17 protein-coding genes and 3 pseudogenes are annotated in these 23,689 nt (G+C 75.0%); 10 read left to right on the forward strand and 10 right to left on the reverse strand.

The window, feature by feature from the left end; all coding sequences use genetic code 11:
- Nucleotides 1–51 precede the first annotated feature (51 nt).
- Nucleotides 52–999, forward strand: a complete 948-nt coding sequence (locus OG715_RS03105) for a molybdopterin-dependent oxidoreductase (RefSeq protein ID WP_327063937.1) — start codon at nt 52–54, stop codon at nt 997–999.
- A 151-nt stretch (nt 1,000–1,150) separates the two neighbouring features.
- Nucleotides 1,151–2,293: a GDSL-type esterase/lipase family protein gene (locus OG715_RS03110; protein ID WP_327064218.1), complete on the forward strand. Its 1,143-nt coding sequence runs from the start codon at nt 1,151–1,153 to the stop codon at nt 2,291–2,293.
- Between the two features lie 24 nt (nt 2,294–2,317).
- Here the strand turns inward: OG715_RS03110 and OG715_RS03115 are convergent, their stop codons facing one another.
- The 3 genes from OG715_RS03115 to OG715_RS03125 all read right to left on the reverse strand — a co-directional run bounded on the left by OG715_RS03115 (nt 2,318) and on the right by OG715_RS03125 (nt 5,412).
- The gene (locus OG715_RS03115; RefSeq protein ID WP_327064219.1) at nt 2,318–2,833 is read right to left on the reverse strand and encodes a tetratricopeptide repeat protein; all 516 of its coding nucleotides are present in this window, start codon (nt 2,831–2,833) and stop codon (nt 2,318–2,320) included.
- A gap of 68 nt (nt 2,834–2,901) precedes the next feature.
- Entirely contained in the window at nt 2,902–4,038 is a 1,137-nt protein-coding gene (locus OG715_RS03120) for an AAA family ATPase (protein WP_327063938.1), read from the reverse strand.
- A 120-nt stretch (nt 4,039–4,158) separates the two neighbouring features.
- A complete protein-coding gene (locus OG715_RS03125) occupies nt 4,159–5,412 on the reverse strand; it encodes a Dyp-type peroxidase (protein ID WP_327063939.1) in 1,254 nt (417 codons plus the stop codon).
- A 58-nt stretch (nt 5,413–5,470) separates the two neighbouring features.
- On the opposite strand from OG715_RS03125, the gene OG715_RS03130 reads away from it, so the two are divergent.
- Nucleotides 5,471–6,778: a right-handed parallel beta-helix repeat-containing protein gene (locus OG715_RS03130; protein WP_327063940.1), complete on the forward strand. Its 1,308-nt coding sequence runs from the start codon at nt 5,471–5,473 to the stop codon at nt 6,776–6,778.
- Nucleotides 6,779–6,883: 105 nt separating this feature from the next.
- Here OG715_RS03130 and OG715_RS03135 read toward each other — a convergent pair whose 3' ends face one another.
- Together OG715_RS03135 and OG715_RS03140 are read right to left on the reverse strand one after the other, a co-directional pair.
- Nucleotides 6,884–7,801, reverse strand: coding sequence for a hypothetical protein (locus OG715_RS03135; RefSeq protein WP_327063941.1), 918 nt, complete (start codon nt 7,799–7,801; stop codon nt 6,884–6,886).
- Nucleotides 7,802–7,993: 192 nt separating this feature from the next.
- On the reverse strand, nt 7,994–10,846 hold the full coding sequence (locus OG715_RS03140) for an SdrD B-like domain-containing protein (protein ID WP_327063942.1): 2,853 nt from the start codon (nt 10,844–10,846) through the stop codon (nt 7,994–7,996).
- Nucleotides 10,847–11,122: 276 nt separating this feature from the next.
- Here OG715_RS03140 and OG715_RS03145 point away from each other — a divergent pair, with 276 nt between their 5' ends.
- Together OG715_RS03145 and OG715_RS03150 are read left to right on the forward strand one after the other, a co-directional pair.
- Nucleotides 11,123–12,379: a 2-isopropylmalate synthase gene (locus OG715_RS03145; protein WP_327063943.1), complete on the forward strand. Its 1,257-nt coding sequence runs from the start codon at nt 11,123–11,125 to the stop codon at nt 12,377–12,379.
- On the forward strand, nt 12,376–13,086 hold the full coding sequence (locus tag OG715_RS03150; protein WP_327063944.1) for a hypothetical protein: 711 nt from the start codon (nt 12,376–12,378) through the stop codon (nt 13,084–13,086). The genes OG715_RS03145 and OG715_RS03150 overlap by 4 nt, the downstream gene beginning before the upstream one ends.
- 190 nt (nt 13,087–13,276) lie before the next feature.
- Here OG715_RS03150 and OG715_RS03155 read toward each other — a convergent pair.
- Nucleotides 13,277–13,735, reverse strand: a pseudogene (locus tag OG715_RS03155) (DUF1345 domain-containing protein); the annotation flags it as partial.
- On the opposite strand from OG715_RS03155, the gene OG715_RS03160 reads away from it, so the two are divergent.
- The gene (locus tag OG715_RS03160) at nt 13,660–14,397 is read left to right on the forward strand and encodes a phage tail sheath family protein (protein ID WP_327063945.1); all 738 of its coding nucleotides are present in this window, start codon (nt 13,660–13,662) and stop codon (nt 14,395–14,397) included. The pseudogene OG715_RS03155 and the gene OG715_RS03160 sit on opposite strands and share 76 nt — an antisense overlap.
- Nucleotides 14,398–14,466: 69 nt before the next feature.
- Here OG715_RS03160 and nadE read toward each other — a convergent pair whose 3' ends face one another.
- On the reverse strand, nt 14,467–15,291 hold the full coding sequence (nadE, locus tag OG715_RS03165) for an ammonia-dependent NAD(+) synthetase (protein WP_327063946.1): 825 nt from the start codon (nt 15,289–15,291) through the stop codon (nt 14,467–14,469).
- Between the two features lie 13 nt (nt 15,292–15,304).
- Nucleotides 15,305–15,916: a chloramphenicol phosphotransferase CPT family protein gene (locus OG715_RS03170; RefSeq protein WP_327063947.1), complete on the reverse strand. Its 612-nt coding sequence runs from the start codon at nt 15,914–15,916 to the stop codon at nt 15,305–15,307.
- A gap of 272 nt (nt 15,917–16,188) precedes the next feature.
- On the opposite strand from OG715_RS03170, the gene OG715_RS03175 reads away from it, so the two are divergent.
- The 3 genes and pseudogenes from OG715_RS03175 (at nt 16,189) to OG715_RS03185 (ending at nt 20,825) form a co-directional block, all read left to right on the forward strand.
- A complete protein-coding gene (locus OG715_RS03175; protein ID WP_327063948.1) occupies nt 16,189–18,207 on the forward strand; it encodes a S53 family peptidase in 2,019 nt (672 codons plus the stop codon).
- Between the two features lie 540 nt (nt 18,208–18,747).
- A pseudogene (locus OG715_RS03180) lies at nt 18,748–19,653 on the forward strand (SARP family transcriptional regulator); the annotation flags it as partial.
- 116 nt (nt 19,654–19,769) lie between these two features.
- Nucleotides 19,770–20,825: an NAD-dependent epimerase/dehydratase family protein gene (locus OG715_RS03185; protein WP_327063949.1), complete on the forward strand. Its 1,056-nt coding sequence runs from the start codon at nt 19,770–19,772 to the stop codon at nt 20,823–20,825.
- A 3-nt stretch (nt 20,826–20,828) separates the two neighbouring features.
- On the opposite strand, the gene OG715_RS03190 is transcribed toward OG715_RS03185, so the two are convergent.
- Nucleotides 20,829–21,959, reverse strand: coding sequence for a sensor histidine kinase (locus tag OG715_RS03190; protein WP_327063950.1), 1,131 nt, complete (start codon nt 21,957–21,959; stop codon nt 20,829–20,831).
- Nucleotides 21,956–22,726 (reverse strand): response regulator transcription factor, encoded by a 771-nt coding sequence (locus OG715_RS03195; protein WP_407661086.1) that lies wholly within the window; start codon nt 22,724–22,726, stop codon nt 21,956–21,958. Before OG715_RS03195 ends, OG715_RS03190 begins: the two co-directional genes overlap by 4 nt.
- 157 nt (nt 22,727–22,883) lie before the next feature.
- On the opposite strand from OG715_RS03195, the pseudogene OG715_RS03200 reads away from it, so the two are divergent.
- Nucleotides 22,884–23,609, forward strand: a pseudogene (locus tag OG715_RS03200) (glycosyltransferase family 2 protein); the annotation flags it as partial.
- Nucleotides 23,610–23,689 lie beyond the last annotated feature (80 nt).

A 23,689-nucleotide genomic window follows, 5' to 3' on the forward strand; every position in this document is an offset into this window, starting at 1 on the left:
CATTCCGCCCTTCCGGTCCTCCCGGGCCGCCCGACGACGTACGGAGCCCGCGTGCAGGCAGCACCCGTCGATCCGAGCATTCCCGACGCCTTCCTCACCCCCGTCGGCCAGGTCTTCCGCCGCAGCCATCTCGGGCCGCCGCCCCAACTCGACGCCGACGCCTGGACACTGAGCGTCGAGGGCCTGGTGGACCGGCCGCTGCGGCTGGACCTCCCGGCGCTGGGCGCACTGCCGCGCACGGACCTCACCGCCTTCCACGAGTGCTTCGGCCACCCCTCCCACCCCGACGTACCGACCCGGGCCGTCGCCAACCTGGCCTGGTCCGGGGTGCCACTGTCCGCCGTACTGGACCTGGCGGGTGTGCGCCCGCAGGCCCGTCACATCTGGCTGGAGGGCGCCGACCGGGGCGCGTTCGCCGGCGAGCAGGGCCTGGCCTACCTCAAGGACCTGCCGCTGGACCTGGCCCGCACGGAGGTGCTGCTCGCCGACACCGTGAACGGCGCGCCACTGCCGACGGAGCACGGCTTCCCGCTGCGCGCGGTGGTGCCCCGGTTCTTCGGCACCAACTCGGTCAAGTGGCTGACCCGCGTCGTCCTGGCCGACCACCGGCCCGATCACCTCTTCACCACCCGGCTGTACACCCGGGTCCCGCCGGGCGGCGGCGCCGCCCGGCCGGTGCGGGAGGTCGAGGTCAACAGCAGGCTGGTCGGGGCGCGCGACGGGGACGCCGTCCCGGCCGGGCCGTTCCAGGTGACCGGACGGGCCTGGGGCTTCGACCCGGTGGTCGCGGTGGAGGTCGCCGTCGACGACGACGGCTGGCGCCCGGCCCGGCTGGAGTCGCGCGGCCCGCAGCCGGTCTGGCAGCGCTTCACCCTGCCCTGCGCGCTCGCCCCGGGCCGGCACCTGATCCGCTGCCGGGCCACCGACGCCCGGGGCCGCGTCCAGCCGCCCGGCGGCGCGCGGAACGCCGTGCACGGGATCGAGGTGGTGGCCCGCTGAATCCCCGTTGGGTCCCGGGCCCGAACGTGCCGCCGACACAGCGGCCGCGACAACTGCGGCCACCGTACGTAGGGTCGGGGAGAAGCCCGTTGGTCCCGGTCGAGCACCTGCCCGGCCGGACGGGCAGAGCCGAGGAGCGGTGACAGTGGCGATGCGGGACTATCCGCTGGTGGACGGGCCGGTCGAGATCCGGGGTGCGCTGGACCTGGAGGCGACACCTGTGGGAGTGATGCCGCGCCGACTGCCGGCATGGACCAAGGAGCAGTACCAGGATCCAACGGTCTTCGGAGGCACGGTGATGCCTTCGGGGGTGCGGTTGGTGTTCCGCACCGACGCACGGGTGCTCGAATTCGTGGTGCTCACCTCCACGGGGCAGCTCGACGGTGCCCCGGAGCCCCGGCCGACCGGGATGCTCGAACTGAGGGTGGACGGTGCCCTGGTCGCGCGGCAGCGGGCACCGTTGGGCCACGTGGTGCGGATGGCGGGCCCCGGCGGCGCACAGCGGCTGGTACCGGGCGAGCCGGCAACGGCACGTTTCGACGCCCTGCCGGCCGGGATGAAGGACGTCGAGCTGTGGCTGCCGCAGCAGACTCCCACCGAACTGGTGGCGCTCCGCGCCGACGGCGAGGTCCTGGCGCCCCTGCCCGACGGCCGGCCCCGGTGGGTGCACCACGGAAGCTCCATCAGCCACTGCCTCGAAGCCGACGGCCCCACCGGCACCTGGCCGGTGGTGGCGGCGTCGCTCGGCGGCGCGGAGGTGACCAACCTCAGCCAGCCGGGCAACGACATGCTGGACCCCTACGTCGCCCGGACGATCCGCGACCTGCCCGCCGACCTGATCAGTCTTGAGACGGGCGTCAACATCGTGGCCCGGGCCACCTTCCGGCTGCGCACCTTCGGCCCGGCGGTGCACGGGTTCCTGGACACGATCCGCGACGGGCACCCGGACACTCCGCTGCTGGTGGTCTCACCGGTGAGCTGCCCGGCACTCGACGGGTGTCCCGGCCCGACCTCGGTGGGCCGGGACGGGAGGATCACGGCGCTCGGGGACCCGGCCGAGGTGGCCCTCGGGGCGCTGTCGCTCCAGGTGGTCCGTGACGAGCTGGCCAGGATCGTGGCGGCCCGGCGGGCCCGCGACCCCCACCTGCACTACCTCGACGGACGCGAACTGCTCGGCCCCGCCGAGGTGGACGACCTTCCCGACGGGCTGCACCCGTCCGCAGCCGCGTACCGCCGGATGGGAGAACGGTTCGCGCGCCACGCCTTCGCCGACCGGGGTCCGTTCCGCAGCTGACCGCAGACGCGGGCCACCGCGTGGCTAGTGTCCTTCGAGCAACCTCAGGACGCCGTCGAGGCTCCGGCGGGTGATCTGTGTGTCGGGGTGGTCGGCACCCAGTCGCTCGGTCTCGACAGCGAGGACGGCCTCCAACTCCTCGCGGGCCGCTGTCAGCTCTCCCTGGTCGCGCAGGACCACGGCGAGGTTGTGCCGAGTGATGAAGGTGTAGGGGTGAGCGGGTTCGACATATTCGCACTCGACGGCGCGCACGGCACCGAGCACTGACCGGGCCCGGGCGTGGAGACCGTCGGTCAGCAGCTGACGGCCGGCCACATTCACGGCCAGTGTGAGCTCCAACAGGGCCGACTCGTCGAGGCCGGCGAGGTCGGCCTGCTCGAAGGCATCCAGGATGTGCGGGGCGAGCGACCGCAGGGCGGCCGTGACCTCGGAGTCCATTCCGTCCTTGAGCCCGTCGGCGAGCGCCGCCGCAGTCACGATTCCGTTGGCAACAGGCACCGTCCCAGGCGTGCGCGAGGCGTCCCGCACGAGAGGGTGCATCCGCAGCACCGCGGGGGTGCCGGGCACCGGTTCCAGCAGCTCGACCAGGCCCAGCCCCGCGAGGGCGGTCAGGTGCTGCCAGATCGCCGGGCCGTCGAGGGCGGCGAGCGGTCCGGCCCCGGTGAGGCGGTCGGGGGAGAGGAGGTGGGTGTAGGGGAGGTCGGCGTCGGCGAAGGCGGCGAGGAGTTCGAGCAGGGCGCGGGCGTGGCCGTGGCCGCGCTGTTCGAGCAGGGCGACGGACATCGCCCAGGTCCGGGCGAGGGCGTGTCCCGGCTCCAGCCGGTCCAGGCCCTCCTCCCAGGCCCGCAGGTAGCCGGTGTACGTGGTCGGGGTGGCGGGGGCCCGGAACGGCGGCGGGGTCCGGTTCGCCTGGTCGAGATAGGTGCCGGCCAGCCGCAGGGCGAGCGGGAGGCCGCCCAGGCGGGCCGCGAGCGTGTGCGCCTCGTCGGGGGTGCCCGCGCTCGCGAGGCGTGGTCGCGCAGGATCCGGGCGGCGGCGTCGAGCCGGCCGCCGGTCAGCGGCCGCAGCAGGTGGAGCCGGGCGACCTGGCCCCAGGTGGCCCGGGTGCTGTCGCGGGTGGTGACCAGGACGGCGCCGGGGCCGGTGGCGGGCCGGATCCAGCCCGTACCGGCGCTCAGCGTGCCGGGGCCGTCGAGCAGGGCGGGGTCGTCGGCGTTGTCGACGACCAGCAGCCACGGCGTGTCCAGGCGGGCCAGCCGGGACCAGAGGAGGTCGGCGGTGTCACCGCGCTCCAGTTCCTCCTGCGTCGCACCGGCCTGGCGGGCGACGGCGCGCAGGGCTGCCTCCAGGGCCGGACCGTTGCGCGCCTCGACCCACCACACCCGGCAACCGGCGGCGCTCCGGCGGGCGGCGACCTCCAGGGCGATGGCGGTCTTGCCGCAGCCGCCCATGCCGCACAGCGCCAGCAGCCGGCCCTCGGCGCCCGGCTCGGCGGCGAGTTCGGCCTCCAGGCGTTCCAGGGTCTCCTCGCGGCCGCGCAGTGGTCGGCCGGGGTCGCGCAGCCCCAGGGGCGGGGCGACGGTCACCGCCACGGGGGCCGGTGCGGCCGGATCGGACATCCGCAGGGTGATGTCGGCCCGGCCGGCCTGGACGACGTGGCCGTGCACGGTGCCGCCGGTCAGCCGGTTGTCCGCCCGGTCGCCCGCGCCGACCGCGCCGACCGCCTGTTCCTGCTCGCCGCCCACTCACAACTCCCAACCCCGACAGGCGCGTTCGTCGGCCTACATCCTGGCGCACCGGTGACTCGTCGACCGGAGAACGGCGAGATCCCCGCCAGGCCCCCCGGCGAAACCCGTGACGGACCGTCAGTCGAGCAGCTGTGCGCCGAGAACGGAACCCGGCGGGGCGCCGGGCAGGACGTACGCGACGGCGGAGGCGGTGTGGGTGAGGAAGGGATTGAGGGCGTCGCGCTCGGCCAGGCGGCTCTGGACGCGGGTGAACTGGGCCGTGTCGCGCACGAAGGCGGCGAAGAGCAGCCCCCGGTCGTCCGGGGCGTCGTCGTAGCCGTAGCCGCGCCGGAGCATCCGGGCACCGCCGTCGAGGCGGGGGCCGGTGAGCCGGACGTGGGCGGTGGCCGGGATGACGTAGGCGCCGTCCGGGTGCTTGGCGTAGAGGTCGGGCTCGTCGTGCTCGGCGGCGCCGGTCAGTGGGGCGCCGTCGATGGCGCGGCGGCCCATCGCGGCCTCCTGCCGTTCCGCGGGGAGGGCGGCGAAGGCGGCGGTGTCCATCCGGATCCGCCGGTAGACCAGCACGGTGGCGTTCTCGTGCGGGCCTGGCGGGCCCCAGACCCATTGCCGGGCGGCGTCCTCGTCCGGGTTGGCGGTGCCGTCCTTGAAGCCGAACAGGTTGCGCGGGGTGGCGCCCGGGCGGGTCGGGGGCAGGAAGCCGGACTGCGACCAGCGGGGCACGGCACCGGCGGACCGGGCGGCCTCGGCGGCGAGTTCGGTGAGGACGGCGAGCGTCCAGGGGTCGGCGGCGGAGAGCTGGAGCAGCAGGTCGCCGCCGCCGCGTGCCGGGTCGAGGCGGTCGCCGGGGAAGGCGGGCGGCTCGGCCAGTCCGCCGGGGACGGCGAGGGCCAGCCTGGCGGCGAGGGCCGGGCCGAGGCCGACCAATGAGGCGGTGCGGGGCGGGCCGTCGTCGCCGCGCAGTCGCGGGTCCGGGGACGTGCCGGCCGCCGTGGCGGAGAGCAGACCGGTCCAGTCGGCGAGCAGGGTGCGGAGGGAAGCCCGCTCGGCGGCCGGGGAGTTCGGCGGGAGGTCGAAGGCGAGCAGCCTGGTCGACGGGAGTTGAGGGCCGGTCAGGCCGGACTGGCGGGCCCCGTGGAAGGGGATCGCGGCCTCCGTCGGCGGCGCGGCGTCAGGGGTCCGGCCCGAGCCGGTAGAACCGCCGAACAGGGAGCCGCCGTGAGCGAGTTCACCGACCGCCGCGCCGAGGCCGGCGGCCAGCACCGCCCCGGCCGTCAGCAGGGCCCGGCGCCGTCCGGGAGCGCTCGCAAGCGGACCGGGGGGCGAACCGGCGGGCGGATCCGACGGCGGCGCGTTCTCCGGTTCGGTGGGCATGCGCCCTATTGGAGACGATAGAACACGTCCTATGCAAATCACGTTTCGTGTTCGTCAGTTGACTCTTGCGGTAGTGGTGGCGGCGCTGGCCGCCGGGACGGTCACCGGGTGCTCCTCCAGCGGTTCCGGCTCCGGCGACGCCGCGCACCCGGCCGGGAACGTGGTCCGGGTACCGGAGGACTTCCCCACCGTCCAGCGGGCCGTGGACGTCGCGCGCGACGGCGACACGGTGCTGATCGGCCCGGGCACCTACCGCGAGAGCGTGCGCGTCGCCAGGAGCAACCTGGTGCTGCGCGGGACCGACCGCTCCACCGTGGTCCTCGACGGCGGGCTCAAGTTGGCCAACGGCATCACCGTCACCGGCCCCGGCTCGGTGGTGGAGAACCTCACCGTGCACCACTACCTGGCCAACGGTGTGCTGTTCACCGGTGTCACCGACGAGAAGCTGCAGCAGCGCGGCGCGGGCGGCTCGGCGTACGACCCGCTGGACACCGCCCGCTTCCCGCCCGTGCAGGGCTTCCGGGCCACCGGGGTGACGGCCTACAACAACGGCCTGTACGGCATCTACGCGTTCGACGCGCGCGGCGGCGTGATCGAGGACTCCTACGCCTCCGGGCACGCGGACTCCGGTATCTACGTCGGCCAGTGCAAGCCCTGCGACACCCTGGTGCGCGGCAACACGGTGGAGCGCAACGCGGTCGGGGTCGAGCTGACCAACGCCTCGGACGGCCTGTCGATCCTGGGCAACCGGGTGGCCGGGAACCGGGTGGGCGTCACGGTGAACTCCAACGACCTGGAGGCGCTGGCGCCGCAGCACGGCGCGGTGATCGCGGGCAACGTGGTCGTCGACAACAACGCCGCCGACAGCCCGCAGCAGGCGGACGGGGGCTTCGGCATCGGCATCGGGATCGGCGGCGGGACGGCGAACCGGGTGGAGCGCAACCTCGTCCGGGGCAACCGCGCGGCCGGGGTGGTCGTCACCGACCCGGCGGGCCACCCGGCGAGCGGCAACCGGGTCGAGGGCAACCAGGTGGACGGCAACGGCGCGGACCTGGTGCTCGCCTCGGCCGATCCCGGCAACTGCTTCACCGGCAACCGGCCCGGCACCCAGAGTCCGGACGGCCTGGAGGCCGCGGCGGCCTGCGGCGGCCAGGGGCGCGGGCCACTCGCCGCCGGGCGCCCGGCGCCGGTGCAGGCACCGCCGGGGGTGCCGTTCAGCCAGGTGGCGGCCCCGGCCGCACAGCCGTCCCGGGTCGACCCGGCGGCGCCCGCCCGTCCGGCGACTGGGCTGCCGGGGCCGGTGGACCCGGCGGCTTACCCGCTGCCGACGGACGCAGGCTCGCTCCCGCCGCGCCCGGCGGGGTGAGGCAGGAGCCCGACGGGGTGAGGCAGGAGCCCGACGGGGTGGCGCGGTCGGCGCAAGAAAGGGTGGCGGCGGCCAGCGCCCGAAGGGGTCGCGGCGGTCAGCCGGTCAGCCGGTGAGCCAGGGGGCTTCGGGCAGTTTGGCTCCGCCGTCCTGCCCGGAGAACTCCACCGCGGTCGGCGTGCCCAGGCCGGGCATCCGCATGGTGACCCGCCGCAGACCGCCGTCGCCGTCCACCCAGTAGGTCAGCGGCGAGCGCTCGCCGTCGGGGGCGGCGCCCTGGGCGCGCGGGCCGGCGAACCGGTCGTAGTCCCGGCCGTCGAGCCGCTCCCCGCCGAGCCGGCGGGCCCCGGACTGGGCGAGCAGCAGCGGGTTGTCGGGGCGGTCGGCGCCGAGCTGGACGACCAGTTGCAGCCCGGCGTCCAGCGGGTCGGCGGTGTAGGAGCGGGGGGACCAGCCCTGCCGGGGGACGCGTTCGGCCTGCTCCCAGGCCGGGCCGTCGACCCCGGCGGGTTCGGGGGCGAGCCCGAGGCCGCCCGCGTCCCACACCACCAGGCCGTGGTCGAGCGGGCCGCTCGCGCCGGTGACCCGGTAGCGGCCGACGCCCCGGCGGACGCGGTAGTCCACCACGCCCTCGACCCGGACGGTGACGTCGCCGCCCTCGGCGGCGGTCAGGGCGAGCGTGACCGGGCTGGCCTGGAACAGGTTGAGCCGTGACAGGGCCAGCCGGGAGGCCTCGTCGACGGTGACCGGGCGTTCGCCGGTGTCGGCGGTGACGGTCCGGTAGGCGACCGTTCCGCCGACGGCGGCGGCAACCGCCACCAGGGCGGCAAGGATCCTGAACCGGACGGTGCGGCGGCGCGGGCCCGGTCCGGGGGCGCCGTCCGGCGCGGTCCGGGGCGTCCGCTTCCCGGGGTCGTTCTTCCCCGGCCGAGCCTTCGCCGATGCCTTCGCCTTCCCGGGCTCCCCCGTCGTCGACGCCTGCTTCGCGGCCTCCGGGTTCCGGGTCGGGGTCGTCCGGGCCATACGGGTTCCTTCTCTCGTCGGTCGGTCTGCCGGTCTGCCGCTGCGTGCCGGTGCGCGCGCCGATGCGCGTCCGCGGGCCGGTGCGTGCGTGAGCGGGCGGGTCCGCGGACCCGGAGGTCCTGGACCCGCCCGCTCGGCGACGACCCGTCAGGGCCGCCACCCGGGCTGTTCGCTCCTACTGGTACCGCTCTCCTACTGGTGCCGCGCCCGGCGTCGGCGGGACAGCAGCAGGAGCGCCGCGCCGAGCAGCGTCAGCGTTCCCGCGCCGGCCAGCATCACCGGGATGCCCTCGCTCGCACCGGTGTTGGGCAGGTGCGATCCGGGGGCGGGGGCCGGCGGCACGGCCGGTCCCGGCTTCACCGGCGGCCAGGTCTGGGGCGGCGTCACCACGGTGGGCGCCGGGGTCGGCGTGTCCGTCGGGGTGGGCGTCGCCGTCGGGCTCGGCGTCGGGGTCGGCGTCGGGGTCGGGGTGACCGTCGGCGTCGGGGTGGGTGTGGGCGTGGGCGTCGGGATCAGCTTGTTGACGGCCGTCACCGAGACCCCGGTGGTGAGGTTGTCGGTGGTCAGCTTCAGCGGGCCGAACACCGTCACCTCCGGCGCGGAGTAGCCGTCCGGCGGGCTGGTCTCCTGCCAGTAGTACGTCCCGAACGTGCCGGTGCCCTGGCAGATGCCGTCGGCCCCGGTCGTGCACGGGTCGCCCACCGCCGTGTCGGGCTTGTCGCCGGTGCTCTGCAGCCCGTCGGTGCCGTTGGTGTCCTTCCACAGCCGGAACTTCGCGCCCGCCAGCGGCTTGCCGTCCTGGTCGTTCTTGACCAGGCGCAGCGTGCCCTCCTGCTGCCGGAACCCGAAGTCGTAGGTGTGGTCGTTCTCCCCCGGTCCGCCGGTGGTGAGGGCCCGTTCGACGTACTGCCCGCCCGCCGGGACGACGCCCTTGGAGTCGACGAAGTGGTTGTCGCCGACGTCCGCGGTGGTGGGCACCCACTGGTACAGGGGGCCGTCCTTGGCGTAGTCGGCCGGGTTGTCGAGCTTGACGGTGTACTTGGTGCGCGGCTTGAGGCCGCCGGTGACGTTGGAGTCGTCGAAGTAGTACTCGCCGCGCGCGGTGGTCTTCGTGGTGCCGACGAGCTTCCCCGACTCGTCGTACAGGTTGACCGTGGCCGCCGGCACCGGGCGCTGGCCCGGCAGTTGGAGGCCGGAGCGCTCGGGGTCGTACCAGACCCGGTTGCCGATCTGGAGCGGGGCCTGGTCGCAGAGCACTTCGAGGTCGCCCATCGAGGCGCCCTTGCCGAACGGCGCCACCACTCCCGCCGGGTTGAGCCGCAGGCCGAACTTCGGGTCCTGCTGGCCGTTCCGCTGGAGGAACGAGGTGCCGTAACCGAGGGCGGTGTGGTTGGGGTCGAAGGCGGAGGTCGCGATGGTGTTCTCGACCTTGGAGAAGGCCATGCCGGCGAAGGCCGTGTTGCGGTGGCCGCCCCAGGTGGTGTCGAAGAAGCGGGTGCCCCGGGGCGACAGTCCGCAGCCGTTGTTGGTGTCCATCACGTAGCTGCCGTTGACCGGGCAGGCCTTGTTGAGGTCACCGCCCGACATCACGGTGGCGACGGAGCCCGGCGTCGGGCCGGCCGGGGCGCGGTCGCCGAAGCGGTCCCGGAAGGACAGCAGCATCGAGCCGTCGGTCTCGAAGGCGATCTCGCCCAACTCCGGCTCGGGGTTGGCGATGGTGGTGGCACCGCAGGGGTTGCCGTTCTGCGAGGTCGGATAGGTGTTGGTCCACGGGAACCAGCCCGCCCCGTCGCAGGGGCCGCCGCCGACGGTGCTCTGGCGCGGGTAGTCCAGCGGCTGAGTGAGCACCGCCCCCGCGAAGGCACCGGTGCCGAGGTCGAACGGCAGCACGACCGCGCGCAGGTCGGAGACCTTGCCGGTGGACTCGCCCGAGCAGACGCCGCCGAGGTAGCCGGTGCCGTCCTGGAGGCCGAGGCCGAACGGCCGCCAGTCCACGGCCGCCGGGCAGCCGGGGTCGGGGATCGGGTAACTGGCCTTCGGCGCGGCGGCCGTGGGCCCGGTGGCGTCGTAGCGGTAGAGCTTGCGGTCGTTGAGGTTGACGACGAAGAGGTCCTTGCCGTCGTCGGTGATCTTGATGCCGCCGAGGCTCTCCTTGCCCGGCACCGCCAGGAACCCGTCGTCGGTGCCGCCGCCGTGAGCGGTCGCGCCGGCGTTCGGGACGGTGGTGAAGAGCTTCGTGGTCTTCGTGGCCAGGTCGGTCACGTAGATCGCGCCCGCGCCGCCGGGGCCGTAGTCCGTGGTGCGCTTGGCGACGGCGGAGGAGAACAGCCGGCGGTCCGCCCGGTTCCAGGCGATGCCGAACAGGGTGCCGGTGTCGGCGTTGGTGGCGAGGTCGGTGGCGTTGACGTCCACGCCCTCCTGGCCGCGCGCGCTGTACGGGAAGGACAGCAGCGTGCGCTGCGCCCCGCCCTCGCGCGTGGTCGGCTGGCAGGCCGAGACCAGCGGGGCGTTCTTCTGGCAGTAGTCGCCGGGGCTCCACAGTCCGGTGGTGTAGGAGACGTTCTTGCCGCCGGAGAGGTCGACGAACTCCTCGTTGCTGCTCAGCTGGTTGGGCGCACCGGTCAGGCCCTGCCGGGAGGCAAAGGCCGGGTAGAGCTTGCCGGGCTTCGGATTCACCACCTGGACGCGGTACTTGCCGCCGGTCGGCTTGGCCGCGGCCGGCGCCAGCGTCACCGTGCCGTCGGCCGCCGTGGTGCCCTCGATGCTCGTACCGGCGTCGTCGGTGAGGGTCACCCTCACCCCGGCCAGTCCGGGTTCAAGCGCGGGCGTCCACACCCCGGTGGTGTCCACGGCCCGCACCACGCGGACGGTCACGGTGCCGTCGCCCGCCTGCGGGAAGGCCTGCGGCGCGGCCACCAGCGAGATCGCGCCGATGCCGACGGCCAGCGCCGCCGCTCCGCCGATGGTCCGGCGGCCGGGCACCCCCGGCCGTCGTCGTTCCGGGCCGCGAACGGCGCCCGGCTCCTGTGCACGTGTCGTTGTCATCCCTGCTCTCATGGTGGAGTTGGGCCTGCCGCCCCGACCTCGGACGAGAGTCGCTCATGGCGGAAAGCCGCCGTTGGTAAGGGGAGCTTAAAGGGGGCTTATGGAAGTTCGCAGGAGAACCAGGAACTTTGACGTTCCACCAGATGTTCTGCCGCATCCGACCTGATGCGTCGTCAACTATGTCCTCTGGGAGCGCACGCAGGCGCGAAGACGAATACGTCTGCGCCCCCGACACGCGCCCGGCGTAGGGTGCGGTCCGGACGAGAGGGGATATCGATGCGGGACATCGTGCGGGAGTCGGCGGCGGCCGGACGCCTGGTGGTGTGGGAGGAGTCGGCGCGCGACGGCGCGCAGGCCAAGACGTTGATGCCGGGCGGCTTCCGGGTGCGGCTCGCCCGGGAGCACAGCGCGGTGTTCGGCGCGGACGGGCCGCGCCACGTGGTGTTCGCCGCCGGATTCCCCGCCGTGTGCGCCGAGGAGTTCGAGGCGGTACGGCAGGTCGCCGTCGAGACCGAGGGGCAGGTTTCGGCCGCAGCCGTCTGCCGGGGCACCGAGGCCGACGTCCGACAGGCGGTCGCCTCGGTGCGCGGAGTCGCGCACGCCCGGGTGCTGGCCGTCGTCCCGGCCTCCGAGGCGATGGCCCGGGTGATGACGCACCGGGGCGCCCGCGAGGCGCTCGCGCACGGCACGGACCTGGTGAAGAGGGCACGCGACCTGGACGAGGGCGTGGCGATAGACCTGTGCCTGGCCGACGCCTCCCGGGCCGACCACGGCCTGATGGCCGAAGCGGCGGGCGACTTCACCGCCGCCGGGGCCGGCACGGTGCTCCTCGCGGACACCGTCGGGCGCCAACTCCCGGGCGAGACGGCCGAGATGTTCGAGCGGGTGGCCGCCCAGGCCGGGCCCGGGGTGGTGCTGGGCTCGCACCTGCACAACGACCTCGGCCTCGGGCTCGCCAACACCGTCCAGGCCGTGCGTCACGGCGCCCGGGTGGTGGCCAGTTCGTGGCTCGGCCTGGCCGAACGCTCCGGGCTGGTCGCCACCGAGCAGTTACTGTTCCTGCTCGCCCACGACCCGGAGCGCGCGGCAGCCCTGCTGGGCGCCGACGGGCGCGCCGCCGAACTGTGGTGGCGCGCACCGGACCTCACCCGGCTGCCGCGCATCGCCGCCCTGGTCTCGGAGCAGACCGGGGTGCCGCTGACGGTGACCACCCCGGTGGTCGGCACCGGGGTCGCCACCATCTCCACCGGCACGCCCTTCGTCGACCCCGGGCTGTTCCAGCCCTACGACCCGGCGGCCCTGCTCGGGGTCGAACCCAGGATCGTGCTCACCCAGTTGGCGAGCGCGCGGGTCGTCACGGCGGTCGCCGAGCGGCTCGGCCACCGGCTGGACGCCGCCGGGGCCCGCGCGGCCATGGCCTGGGTGAAGCGCCGGGCGTTCCGCACCGGCCGGGCCGTCGTCGACGAGGAACTCTTCGCCGCCTATCTCGACGGCGCAGGTGTTGCCCGCACCACCACCGAGGACACCCCGTGACGCCTACGCCCCCCGCCCGCGAACTGTCCGAACTCCCGGCCGTCCGCGCCGCCCTGGCCCGGGGGCGGGCCGTGGTGCTGCCCAACCCCGCCCCGCTGACCTGCGTCGTCGCCGCCACCCGGCCCGACGCCGTCAACACCGCCAAGCAGCGCCCGGCGGAGCAGGCCGTCGCACTCTGGGCCCACCACCCCGGGACCCTGGACGCGCTGACGGAGCGGCTCGACCTCGGCCCGGACGCGCTGCGGCTGGCCCGGCGGCTGCTCGCCGAGGAGCACCTCACCGTACTGGCGCCCGTGCGCCGCCCCGAAGAGGCGCCGCCCTGGCTGGCACCGGCCACCCAGGACGGCTGGACCCTGCTGTTCGGCGCCCGCTGGCAACCGCTGGCCGACCTGCTGGACGCCTTCCCGGTGCTGTACGTGAGCAGCGCCAACCGGACCGGCCACGACCCGGCACCCGGACCCGCCGAGGCCCTCGCGATGTTCCCGCCCGACGTGCCCGTCCTCCGCTCCCCCGTGCCCGACGACGGCCCCGGCGGCCCCGACGGCCCCGGGGGCGCAGGCAGAGCCGCCACCACCACCGTCCGCCTGCACCCGGACGGCCGGCTCGACCTCCACCGCCACGGCGCCCAGGACCGCGCCTTCGCCGATCCCGATCAGTACCTGGCCCGACTCCGGAACGATCAGGGCGGTGACGGCCGGGAGCGGTGACGACCGGAGGCAGTGACGACCGGAGCCGGTAGCAGCCGGGGCAGTGACGGCCGTGGCCGAACTCCGCACGGCGTTCGGCCGCAACCCGGAACGGATTCGCGCCCGACGGCCCGTAGTTCGTGGCCGTCGAGCGCGAAATCCCCTGCCGCCGACGGCCCACCGCCCGTCGACCGGCACGGTCCGACGGGCGCTATCCCCGGCCCAGTGCCGAGACCAGGCTCGCCACCGTCACCGTGTTGAAGACGAAGGCGATGACGGCGTTGGCCGCCACCGTGCGCCGCATCTCCCGGGAGGTCACATTGACGCCGGTGGTGCCGAAGGTCGTCATGACGGACACGGCGAAGTACATGTAGTCGGCCCAGACGGCGGCCTCCGCCCCGGCACCGGTGCCGGCACCGGTGCCGCTGCCCGGGAACTCCAGCGCCCGTTCGTCCTCCACCAGGTTGTCGGCGTGGAAGGCGACGGCGAAGGAGACGAGCACGCACACCCAGGCCTCGACGACCAGGGCCAGCGCGATCGCCACCCGGACCCCGACCGGGAGCGCCGACCCCAGGTGGCCGGGGCGCCAGACCAGTGACACCACCAGCGCGGCCGCCGCGACGAAGACCGACACCCCCGGCCCCGGGGCGCTGCCGAGCGGCCTTCGCCGACACGCTCGCCTCGCCCGACACCGACGAGGCCGCCTTCACCACCCTGTACTACCCGTGGATCACCGTCCCGGGAGTGGACGCCGTCGAGCGCACCGTGCCGCCGTGCGGTCACATCGCGGGCGTCTGGGCCCGCACCGACGCCGAGCGCGGCGTCTTCAAGGCCCCCGCCAACCAGAACCTCCGTGCCGCACTGAGGCTCGCAACCGTCCTCACCGACGACGAGCACGGGAAACTGAACGAGAAGGGCGTCAACTGCCTGCGCGCCTTCCCGGAGCGGGGCCTGCTCGTGTGGGGCGCCCGCACCAGGTCCACCGCCCGCGACTGGCGCTACCTCAACGTCCGCCGCCTGGTCTCCTACCTCGCCGACTCCGTCCGCCGGTCCACGGCGTGGGCCGCGTCCGAGCCCAACGACGAACGGCTGCGGGCCACGCTGCGGCACTCCGTCAGCTCGTTCCTCACCGACCAGTGGCGACAGGGCGCCCTCCTGGGGCGCACACCGGACGAGGCGTTCTACGTGATCTGCGACGACACCAACAACACGTCCGAGACCCTGGACGACGGCAAGGTCGTCTGCGACATCGGCGTCGCACCCGTGCGCCCCGCCGAGTTCGTCCACTTCACCGTCACCCAGCTCGCCGGGCGGAGCGGCAGCACCACCTGACGGCCCTGCCCGTCCGCCCACCTGTCCGCCCCGCCCCGGCGGGGCGGACCCAGTCGGCCCGCCGGGTTGTCAGGGCGCGATCGGCAGCTGTCGCTTGTGCTCGGTGAGCCGGTACCGGCGGACGATCGTGGCGAACGCGTCCTCCGCCACCGGCTTGCCCTCCAGGAAGTCGTCGATGTCGTCGTAGGTCACGCCGAGCGCGTCCTCGTCCGGCAGCCCCGGCTTCAGCGTCTCCAGGTCGGCGGTCGGCGTCTTCCAGACCAGCGGGGCCGGCGCGCCCAGCGCCTCCGACACGGCGCGCACCCGGCGCTTGGTCAGCCCGGTCAGCGGGACCACGTCCGCCGCGCCGTCGCCGAACTTGGTGAAGAAGCCCGACACCGCCTCCGCCGCGTGGTCGGTGCCCACCACCAGGCCGTCGTGCGCGCCGGCCACCGCGTACTGCGCGACCATCCGCTGCCGGGCCTTGATGTTGCCCTGGACGAAGTCCTCGTGGTGAGCGTCCCGGAACTGCGTCCCGCCCGCCCGCACCGCGGCCATCGCCGCGTCGCTCGCCGCCTTGACGTCGACCGTGAGCACCTGGTCCGCGCGGATGAACCCCAGCGCGAGCTGGGCGTCCGCCTCGTCCGCCTGGGTGCCGTACGGCAGGCGCATCGCGTAGAACGTCGCCTCGTGCCCGGCCGCCCGCGCCCGCTCCACCGCCAGCTGGCACAGCCGGCCCGCCGTCGTCGAGTCCACGCCACCGCTGATCCCGAGCACCAGCGACCGCAACCCGGTCGAGGTCAGCCGCTCCGCCAGGAACGCCACCCGCCGCTCGATCTCCACCTCCGCGTCGAACTCCGACTCCACCTGGAGTTCCCGCGCGATCTCCCGCTGCACAGCCGCCGCGTCGCTCACGACCTGCTCCTCACTAGACCAACCGGCCCTCGTTCGCCGGACCGGCCCCCAACTCTAGAGGAGCCCCCGGACCGCCCACGGCCTCCCCCGACCCTCGCTCCACCCGGGCCGCGACCAGCGCCGCGCACCGCGCGGTCGGGTGCGTGCCGGTGTCGACCGTCAGGTCGTAGCCGATGCCCCGGTGGACGGCGACCGCCTGGGCGGCCGCCATGCCCGCCGGGCGGTCGCCGCGGACGGCTTCGCGGGCGGCGGCGGTGTCGGGGGCGCAGTGGACGCCGACCCAGAGGACGTCCAGGCCGTCGAGGGCGTCCCGCCAGCGCTGCTTGGAGGCCGGGCCGCCGAGGAAGACGTCGTCGACGACGATCCGGGCGCCGGCCCGGGCCATCGCGGCGATGCCGTGGGCCCAGGCGGTGTCGAGCAGCCGGAAGGTGTCGCCGACGGTGACGGTGCCGGTGTCGGCGGCGATGCCGTCGGCTCCCTCCCGGAGCCGGGCGGGCAGGGCGTCGACGAGGGTGTCGACGCTGAAGGCGAGCCAGGGCCCGGGCAGAAGGTTCTGGAGGGTCCTGGCGAGGGTGGTCTTGCAGGAACTGGAGCCCCCGTTGAGGACGATCACCTGTGTGCGCACAGGGCGCAGCCTACGGCCGCCGCACCACGTCGGCGTCCACCAGGCGGTCGCCACCGCGGCCGGACCCCCGGGCCAGGGGCGAGGTCGGGGCCCGAGCGGGACGGGTCCGGCCGCTGGGTGGGTGAAGCCGCCGGTGCGTCCACGACAGGTGCACGGAGCGGCAGGTGGGACAGCCCTATCGTCGGGCCCGGTCCGACGTGCCCGGTATTCGCGTTCACCGGGCTCCGCTCCGGCCGCCCGTCCCCACTCCCCCGCAGGAAGGTTGCTGCTGCATGCGCATCACGTCGTCGCGTTCGAGAGCAGGTCTGGCCGCCACGGCGGTACTGCCCCTGGTGGCAGCCGCCCTCGCCGCCGCCCCGGCGGCGGCGGACGCTCCCGCGCCGCAGGGCCGGGCGGTGGTGCCGGACACGGCACCGGACTGGGCCCGGTCCACCGCCGACCGGGGCAGGGAGCGCGCCGACGCACCGGTCACGGTGCGGGTCCACCTCGCCGGCCGCGACCACCACGGCCTGGACGACCTCGCCCGGCAGGTCTCCGACCCCGCCTCCGAGCAGTACGGGCACTTCCTGAGCCCGGAGCAGCTGGCGGAACGGTTCGGCAGCAGTGAGGAGCAGAGTGCCAGGGTGCGCGGCTGGCTGGACTCGTCCGGGCTGCGGGTGACCGCCTCCAACGGCCACTACCTCACCGCCGACGGCGCCGTCGCCGACGCGGAGCGGGCCTTCGGCACCGAGCTGCACACCTACCGCAAGGGCGAGCGGACCTACCGGGCGCCCGCCGGGGACGTCACCGTGCCCGCGCACCTCGCGGACGACGTGCTGAGCGTCACGGGGCTCAACACCGCCCCCAGCAGGGTCCGGCCGGGTCGGCCGACGCCGAGGGACATCCTGCCCGGCCCCGGCAACGCCTTCGTCAACTCCCCGCCGTTCTCCGACCACTTCGGCTCGACGCAGGCCACCGGCACGCCCCCTGCGTACGGCTCGGTCCGGCCGTACGTGATCCAGGGCTTCAACGGCACGCAACTCCGCAGCGCGTACGGCGCGGCCTCGACCGGGCTCACCGGCCGCGGCGTGACCGTCGCCGTCGTGGACGCCTACGACTCGCCCACCATCGGCGACGACACCGCGCGCTACGCCGCCGAGCACGGTGACGCCCCCTACGGCAAGAACCAACTGCTGCGCTACGACCCGGCGGTGTGGACGCACACCGCACCGCCGGACGTCGACCCGGACGGCTGTGACGCCTCCGGCTGGTACGGCGAGCAGACCCTCGACATCGAAGCGGTGCACTCCGTCGCGCCCGACGCGGACATCTCCTACGTCGGCGCGGCCTCCTGCTACGACCAGGACCTCGTCGACGCCCTGGACCGCGTCGTCGACCAGCACCTCGGCGACATCGTCTCCAACTCCTGGGGCGAGCCGGAGAACGCCTCCGACCCGGCCTTCGACCGGGTCTACCAGCACCTGTTCAAGCGCGGCGCCGTCACCGGCATCGGCTTCTACTTCTCCAGCGGCGACGACGGCGACCAACTGGAGAACACCGGCACCAAGCAGACCGACATGCCCGCCTCCCTGCCCTGGGTCACGGCGGTCGGCGGCACCTCGCTCGCGCTGGACGCCTCGAACGGGTACCGCTTCGAAACGGGCTGGGGCACGGTGAAGTCCGTCCTGTCGGCCGACGGAACGTCCTGGACGGACCTGCCGGGCGGCTTCAGCGGCGGTGCCGGCGGGGGCACCAGCGCCCGCTTCCCGCAGCCGCACTACCAGCGCGGCGTCGTCCCGCCCGCGCTGTCCGGGGCCAACGGCGGCCGCCACCGGGTCGTCCCCGACATCGCCGCCGTCGCCGACTCCAACACCGGCTTCCTCGTCGGCCAGACCCAGACCTTCCCCGACGGCACCGTCCGCTACGGCGAGTACCGCATCGGCGGCACCAGCCTCGCCTGCCCCGTCATCGCCGCCCTCCAGGCCCTGGCCCAGCAGGCCAAGGGCTCCCCGATCGGCTTCGCCAACCCCGCCATCTACCACCGCTACGGCACCGGCGCCTACCACGACGTCACCGACCACCCCTTCGGCCCCGGCACCGAACTCGCCCAGGTCCGCGTCGACTACACCAACGGCGTCAACGCCGACGAAGGCACCACCACCTCGCTGCGCACCATGGGCCACGACACCTCCCTCGTCGCCGACCGCGGCTACGACAACGTCACCGGCGTCGGCACCCCCACCGCCGAGTACCTCACCTCCTGGGACTGCCCGCCCGACGGGCAGAGCCCCGAACACCGCACCGCCGGCTGACATCGGCAGCGGTGACGTCCCACCGCTCGCCGATGCGTCGGTGGGAGCGCCGGGGCCGCCGGGCCCCGGCGGCCCGCGGGCCCGGGATCGGCCGGGTCGGGCAGGACGTGCGGCCCCAGGGGTGCACTTTCGGGGATGGGACCGTCTCGAACCCCAGCTTCCGCTGCACGGCGGGCTCGACCTGGCCCAGAGCACAGCGGGCGACTTCAAGCTGGTCTCCGACTCGCGGTCGTTGAACAACCGCGCCCCCTACTCGAACCTGGAGTTCGTGACCGGAGCGGTCGCGGTCGTCGGCACTGCCGGCGAGTCCGGGCCGGAGACCCTCGAACAGATGGTCGACGAGATCAGGGCGGTACGCGAGGCGTTCTACGAGAAGACCGGGAAGACCCCGCTGGCGGGCATGGGCCTGCAGCTGGAGATCCTGCCCGCGGGGCAGGACTCCCGGATCGCCCCGGATCTCGACTTCCCGAACTACGCCGGCGCCCCGGGCATGGGCGACGGGCTGTTCGTCCACTACTCGGTCGGTGTGCCGCTGGCCGGGATGCCGACCTGCGCGCCCGCCTCCTGGCCACGATCGCCGTCGAGAGCCGCAGCGCCGACCTGTCCGGAACCGAACTGGGGCGCGCGCAGCAGGCGGCGCGTCAGGCCGAGGCGCTGGCACGGGACCTGGCCGATCCAGCGCTGCTGGCCTTCGCCCTCAACGGGGTGTTCCTGCAGTCCTTCGGCCGCCCCGGGCTGGCGGCGACGCGGGACAGGACCGGCGCCGAGCTCCTCGACCTGGCCACCCGGCACGGGCTGCAGAACTTCGCCGTGCTCGGCCGGCTCGTGCGTCTGCAGTCCGCCTCGGCCCTCGGCGACCTCGATGCGGCGACCGCGCACGCCGATGCGGCCGACCTGCTCGCCGCCACCACCGAGGCGCCCCTCGTCCCCGTCCTCACCGGGTGGTTCAGGGCCCGGGTGACGGCCGCCCGCAGCACCGGACCCGGTGGACCGACCGCCGCTGCGGCAGCGGCGCAGTACCGCGCTGCCGAGGACGCCCTCCGGACGGCCGGAATGCCGGGGCTGCACCGCGGTCTCTTCCCGCTCGCCCTCCTGGGACTGCGCCTGCTGCACGACCGGCCGGCGCCCACCGATCCGAATCTCGACTGGGGCCCCTACCGGCCCTGGACCCGCCCCCTGGTGCTGCTCGCCCAGGACCGGGGCGAGCAGGCTCGTACCGCGCTCGCCGCGCTGCCCGAGCCACCTCGTGACCACCTGCAGGAGGCCATGTGGTGCCTGACCGCCCGCGCCGCCGTACGCCTCGGCGAGCGCGCAGTCGCCGTGCGCGCCGGAGCCGCCCTGCGTGAGGCCCGCGCCGAGCACGCCGGTGCCGGCAGCGGAATGCTGACCCTGGGCCCGGTGGCGAGGTACCTGGCGGAGGCGGAGGCGTGCGCCCGAGCGGGGTGAGCGACCGCGATCCGCGAACGCCGGGCTCGTCCGCGCCCACCCCCGCGTCTTACCGTTCCCTGACGCCGCCCCGTGTCGGGGCGCCCCGGGTCGGGACGGCCGCTAGCGTCGGCGGCATGAGAATCCTGGTCACCGGCGGTGCCGGTTTCATCGGCGTGTCCGTGGTAGGGGCCCTGGTCGCGGCCGGGCACGAGGTGCGGGTCCTGGACGCCCTGCTGCCGGCGGTCCATCCGGCCGGGAGGGCGCCCGTGCTGCCCCTGGGTGTCGACTTCCGGCGCGGGGACGTCCGGGACGCGGCGACGGTCGAGGAGGCGCTCGCCGGGGTGGACGCGGTCTGCCACCAGGCGGCGATGGTCGGGCTGGGGCTGGACCTGGACGACGCGCCGCAGTACGTCGGCTGCAACGACCTCGGCACCGCGGTCCTGCTGGCCGCGATGGCGCGGACCGGCGTCCGTCGGCTGGTGCTGGCCGGGTCCATGGTGGTCTACGGGGAGGGGCGCTACGTCTGTGCGCGGCACGGCGAGGTGGCACCGGGGCCGAGGCGGCCCGCCGATCTGGACGCCGGGCGGTTCGAGCCGCCCTGCCCGGTCTGCGACGCTCCGCTGCGACCGGACCTGGTCGCGGAGAGCGCGCCCGCCGACCCCCGCAATGTCTACGCGGTGACCAAGCTCGCCCAGGAACACCTGGCCGCGGCCTGGGCGCGTGCCTGCGGCGGAGCCGTCCTGACGCTGCGCTACCACAATGTGTACGGCCCCGGGATGCCGCGCGACACCCCGTACGCGGGGGTCGCCTCGCTCTTCCGGTCGGCCCTCGCCCGGGGCGAGGCGCCCCGGGTCTTCGAGGACGGCGGCCAGCGCCGGGACTTCGTCCACGTCGAGGACGTCGCCGCCGCCAACCTCGCGGCGCTGGCGGCCGTGGGCGACCGGCCGCCGGGCAGCGCCCGGGCGTACAACGTGGGCAGCGGCGAGGTGCGCACCGTCGGCGGGATGGCGTCCGCGCTGGCCGCGGCCCACGGCGGTCCGGCGCCGGTGGTGACGGGCGAGTACCGGCTCGGCGACGTGCGCCACGTCACCGCCGACTCGGCCCGGCTGCGCGCCGAGCTGGGCTGGCTGCCGCGGGTGTCCTTCGACCGGGGCATGGCGGAGTTCGCGGCCGCGCCGCTGCGGGTCTGAAGGTCAGCCGCGGGCCGACGGCAGGGCGATCTCGAAGCAGCAGCCGCCGGCGACGTTGTGGACGCGGGCGCGCCCGGCGTGGGCCTCGACGATGCCGCGGACGATGGCGAGGCCCAGGCCCGCACCGCTGCCGCCGGTCTCGGCCGGCCTGGGCGTGCGGGCCGCGGTGCCGCGCCAGCCGGTCTCGAAGACCCGGGGCAGGTCCTGGGCGGGGATGCCGCCGCAGCCGTCGGTGACGGAGAGCACCACCTCGTCCGCCTCCCGCCGCGCGGACACCGCGACCACGCCGTCCTGGGGGGTCGAGCGGATCGCGTTGACCAGCAGGTTGCCCAGTACCCGGGTGATCTCTCGGCTGTCGACCTCGACCGGCTCCGGCTCCACCTGCCGGCCTTCGAGCCGGACGCCCCGCTGACGCGCCAACGCGTGGGCGCCGGCCAGGGCGTCGTCGACCAGGTCGTAGACGGAGACCCGGGAGAGCGAGAGGGAGAGGCTACCGGCCTGGATCCGGGAGAGTTCGAACAGGTCGTCCACCATGCCGGTGAGCCGCTCGACCTCGGTGCGGATCCGCCGGAGGTAGCGATCGGGCTCCTCGGCGACGCCGTCCTCCAGTGCCTCGGCCATCGCCCGCAGTCCGGCCAGCGGGGTGCGCAGGTCGTGCGAGATCCAGGCGACCAGCTCCCGCCGGGACTGTTCGAGGGCCTGTTCGCGGGCCCGGGACTCGGCGAGCCGGGCGCTGGTGGCGGCGAGCTCCCCACTGAGCTGGGCCAGTTCGCGGCCCAGCGGGTGGGCGGGCGCGGTGAAGCCGGTGTCACTGCCGACGGTCCTGGCGGCCTCGGTCAGCGCCCGGCTGCCCGCAACCACCTGCCGCCCCAGCAGCGCGGCCGTGCACAGCGACACGACGGCGGCCATGGCGAGCACCGTTATCACGACACCGAGGTCGTGGGCGGAGAGGAACATGGCCTGCGCGACGGTGAAGGTCCCGGAGGTGACGGCGAGCACGGTGACGACGGCGACGCAGAACAGCGAGAGCGCCATCGAGCGCCGGCGCAGCAGCCGGACGGCGGGCCAGCCGAGCAGGCCCGCGCCACCGGCGCCGAGGGCGGCGAACAGCGCGATCAGCAGCAGGTCCTTCACGAGCGGTCCTCCTCGGCGCGCGGCGCCGGGTCGTAGCGGTAGCCGACGCCCCACACCGTGCTGATCAGCCGCGGCGCGGCGGGGTCGTCCTCGATCTTCTCGCGCAGGCGCCGCACGTGGACGGTCACGGTGGAGAGGTCGCCGAAGTCCCAGCCCCAGACGCGGGCCATCAGCTCCTGCCGGGAGAACACCGTCCCGGGGTGCCGCAGCAGGAACGCCAGCAGGTCGAACTCCCGCGCCGTGAGCGCCAATTCCTTCCCCGCTCGATGGGCGCGACGGGCCGGCCCGTCGAGGGTGATGTCACCGGAGCGGACGGGCCCGGCCGGGGTGCCGGGCGCCGGTGCCCCGGCCCGCGCGCGCCGCAGCACCGACTGGACCCGCAGGACGAGCTCGCGCGGGCTGAACGGTTTGGTGACGTAGTCGTCGGCGCCCAGTTCCAGGCCGAGGATGCGGTCGGCCTCGTCGCCCCTGGCGGTGAGCATGACGACCGGCAGCTGCGCACCGGTGTCCTGGCCGCGCAGGCGCCGCAGCACCTCCAGGCCGTCGATGCCCGGGAGCATCAGGTCCAGGACCACCAGGTCGGGGCGGTGGGCGCGGGCGAGGGCGAGCCCCTGCGGGCCGTCGGCGGCGTGGTCGACGCGGTGGCCGGCGCGGGCGAGGTAACCGGCGACGACCTCGGCCACGGTCGGGTCGTCGTCGATCACCAGGACGCGGCCGGCGGCCGGGGGTCCGGTGGTGGCGGGGGGCTCGTTCACCCCGCCGAGGATAGGTGCCCCCGCACCGGTGCGGACGCCGCGGCCGGCTTCCGTTCGACCTCCGTAAGATCCGGGGACCTGCCGCGACGGCGCCCCGGTGGGCCGTCGGCGCGACGTTCGACTTCCGTAAGGCTGCGGCGCCACCGCGCGGGGCCGAACGGCCCCTAGCGTGACCGGCGTGACCTCCGCTACCCCTCTTTCTTCCTCCGGTGTCGACGTCGTGCTGCCCTGCCTCGACGAGGCGGCGGCCCTGCCCTGGGTGCTCGGGCGGATCCCGCCGGGCTGGCGGGCGATCGTCGTGGACAACGGTTCGCGCGACGGCTCGGCCGAGCTGGCCCGATCGCTCGGGGCGACCGTGGTCGAGGAGTCCCGGCGCGGATTCGGCGCCGCCTGCCACGCCGGGCTCCTCGCCGCCACCGCCGAGCTGGTCTGCTTCCTGGACTGCGACGGCTCCCTCGACCCCGCCCAACTGCCCCGGGTCACCGCCCCGGTGGCCGACGGCAGCGCCGACCTCGTGCTCGGCCGCCGCCGGCCGGTGGCCGTCAACGCCTGGCCCCTGCACGCCCGGTTCGCCAACACCGTGCTGGCCCGCCGCCTGCGGGCCCGCACGGGTGCCCCGCTGCACGACCTGGGGCCGATGCGGGCCGCGCGGCGGGAACGCCTGCTCGCGCTCGGGCTGGGCGACCGCCGCTCCGGGTACCCGCTGGAGATGGTGCTCGCCGCCTCGGCCGCCGGCATGCGGATCGCCGAGACCTCCGTCGACTACCTGCCGCGCGCCGGCCGGTCGAAGGTCACCGGCACACTGCGCGGCACCAGGCAGGCGGTCCGCGACATGCGGGCCGTCCTGGCCGCCCCGCCGCCCACCCTGCTGGTCATCGCCAAGGCTCCCGTGCCCGGCCGGGTGAAGACCCGGCTCACCCCGGCCTGCACGCCCGAGCAGGCGGCGGCGCTGGCCGAGGCCGCGCTGGTGGACAC

The organism is Kitasatospora purpeofusca (assembly GCF_036010405.1).
Lineage (GTDB): Bacteria > Actinomycetota > Actinomycetes > Streptomycetales > Streptomycetaceae > Kitasatospora > Kitasatospora purpeofusca.

What these genes read in the sequence shown, in the direction of transcription:
- OG715_RS03110 (WP_327064218.1), top strand. Translation starts at nt 1,151, where the DNA reads ATGCGGGACTATCCGCTGGTGGACGGGCCGGTCGAGATCCGGGGTGCG.
- OG715_RS03115 (WP_327064219.1), bottom strand. Translation starts at nt 2,833, where the DNA reads ATGCACCCTCTCGTGCGGGACGCCTCGCGCACGCCTGGGACGGTGCCT.
- OG715_RS03125 (WP_327063939.1), bottom strand. Translation starts at nt 5,412, where the DNA reads ATGCCCACCGAACCGGAGAACGCGCCGCCGTCGGATCCGCCCGCCGGT.
- OG715_RS03135 (WP_327063941.1), bottom strand. Translation starts at nt 7,801, where the DNA reads ATGGCCCGGACGACCCCGACCCGGAACCCGGAGGCCGCGAAGCAGGCG.
- OG715_RS03140 (WP_327063942.1), bottom strand. Translation starts at nt 10,846, where the DNA reads ATGACAACGACACGTGCACAGGAGCCGGGCGCCGTTCGCGGCCCGGAA.
- OG715_RS03145 (WP_327063943.1), top strand. Translation starts at nt 11,123, where the DNA reads ATGCGGGACATCGTGCGGGAGTCGGCGGCGGCCGGACGCCTGGTGGTG.
- OG715_RS03175 (WP_327063948.1), top strand. Translation starts at nt 16,189, where the DNA reads ATGCGCATCACGTCGTCGCGTTCGAGAGCAGGTCTGGCCGCCACGGCG.
- OG715_RS03185 (WP_327063949.1), top strand. Translation starts at nt 19,770, where the DNA reads ATGAGAATCCTGGTCACCGGCGGTGCCGGTTTCATCGGCGTGTCCGTG.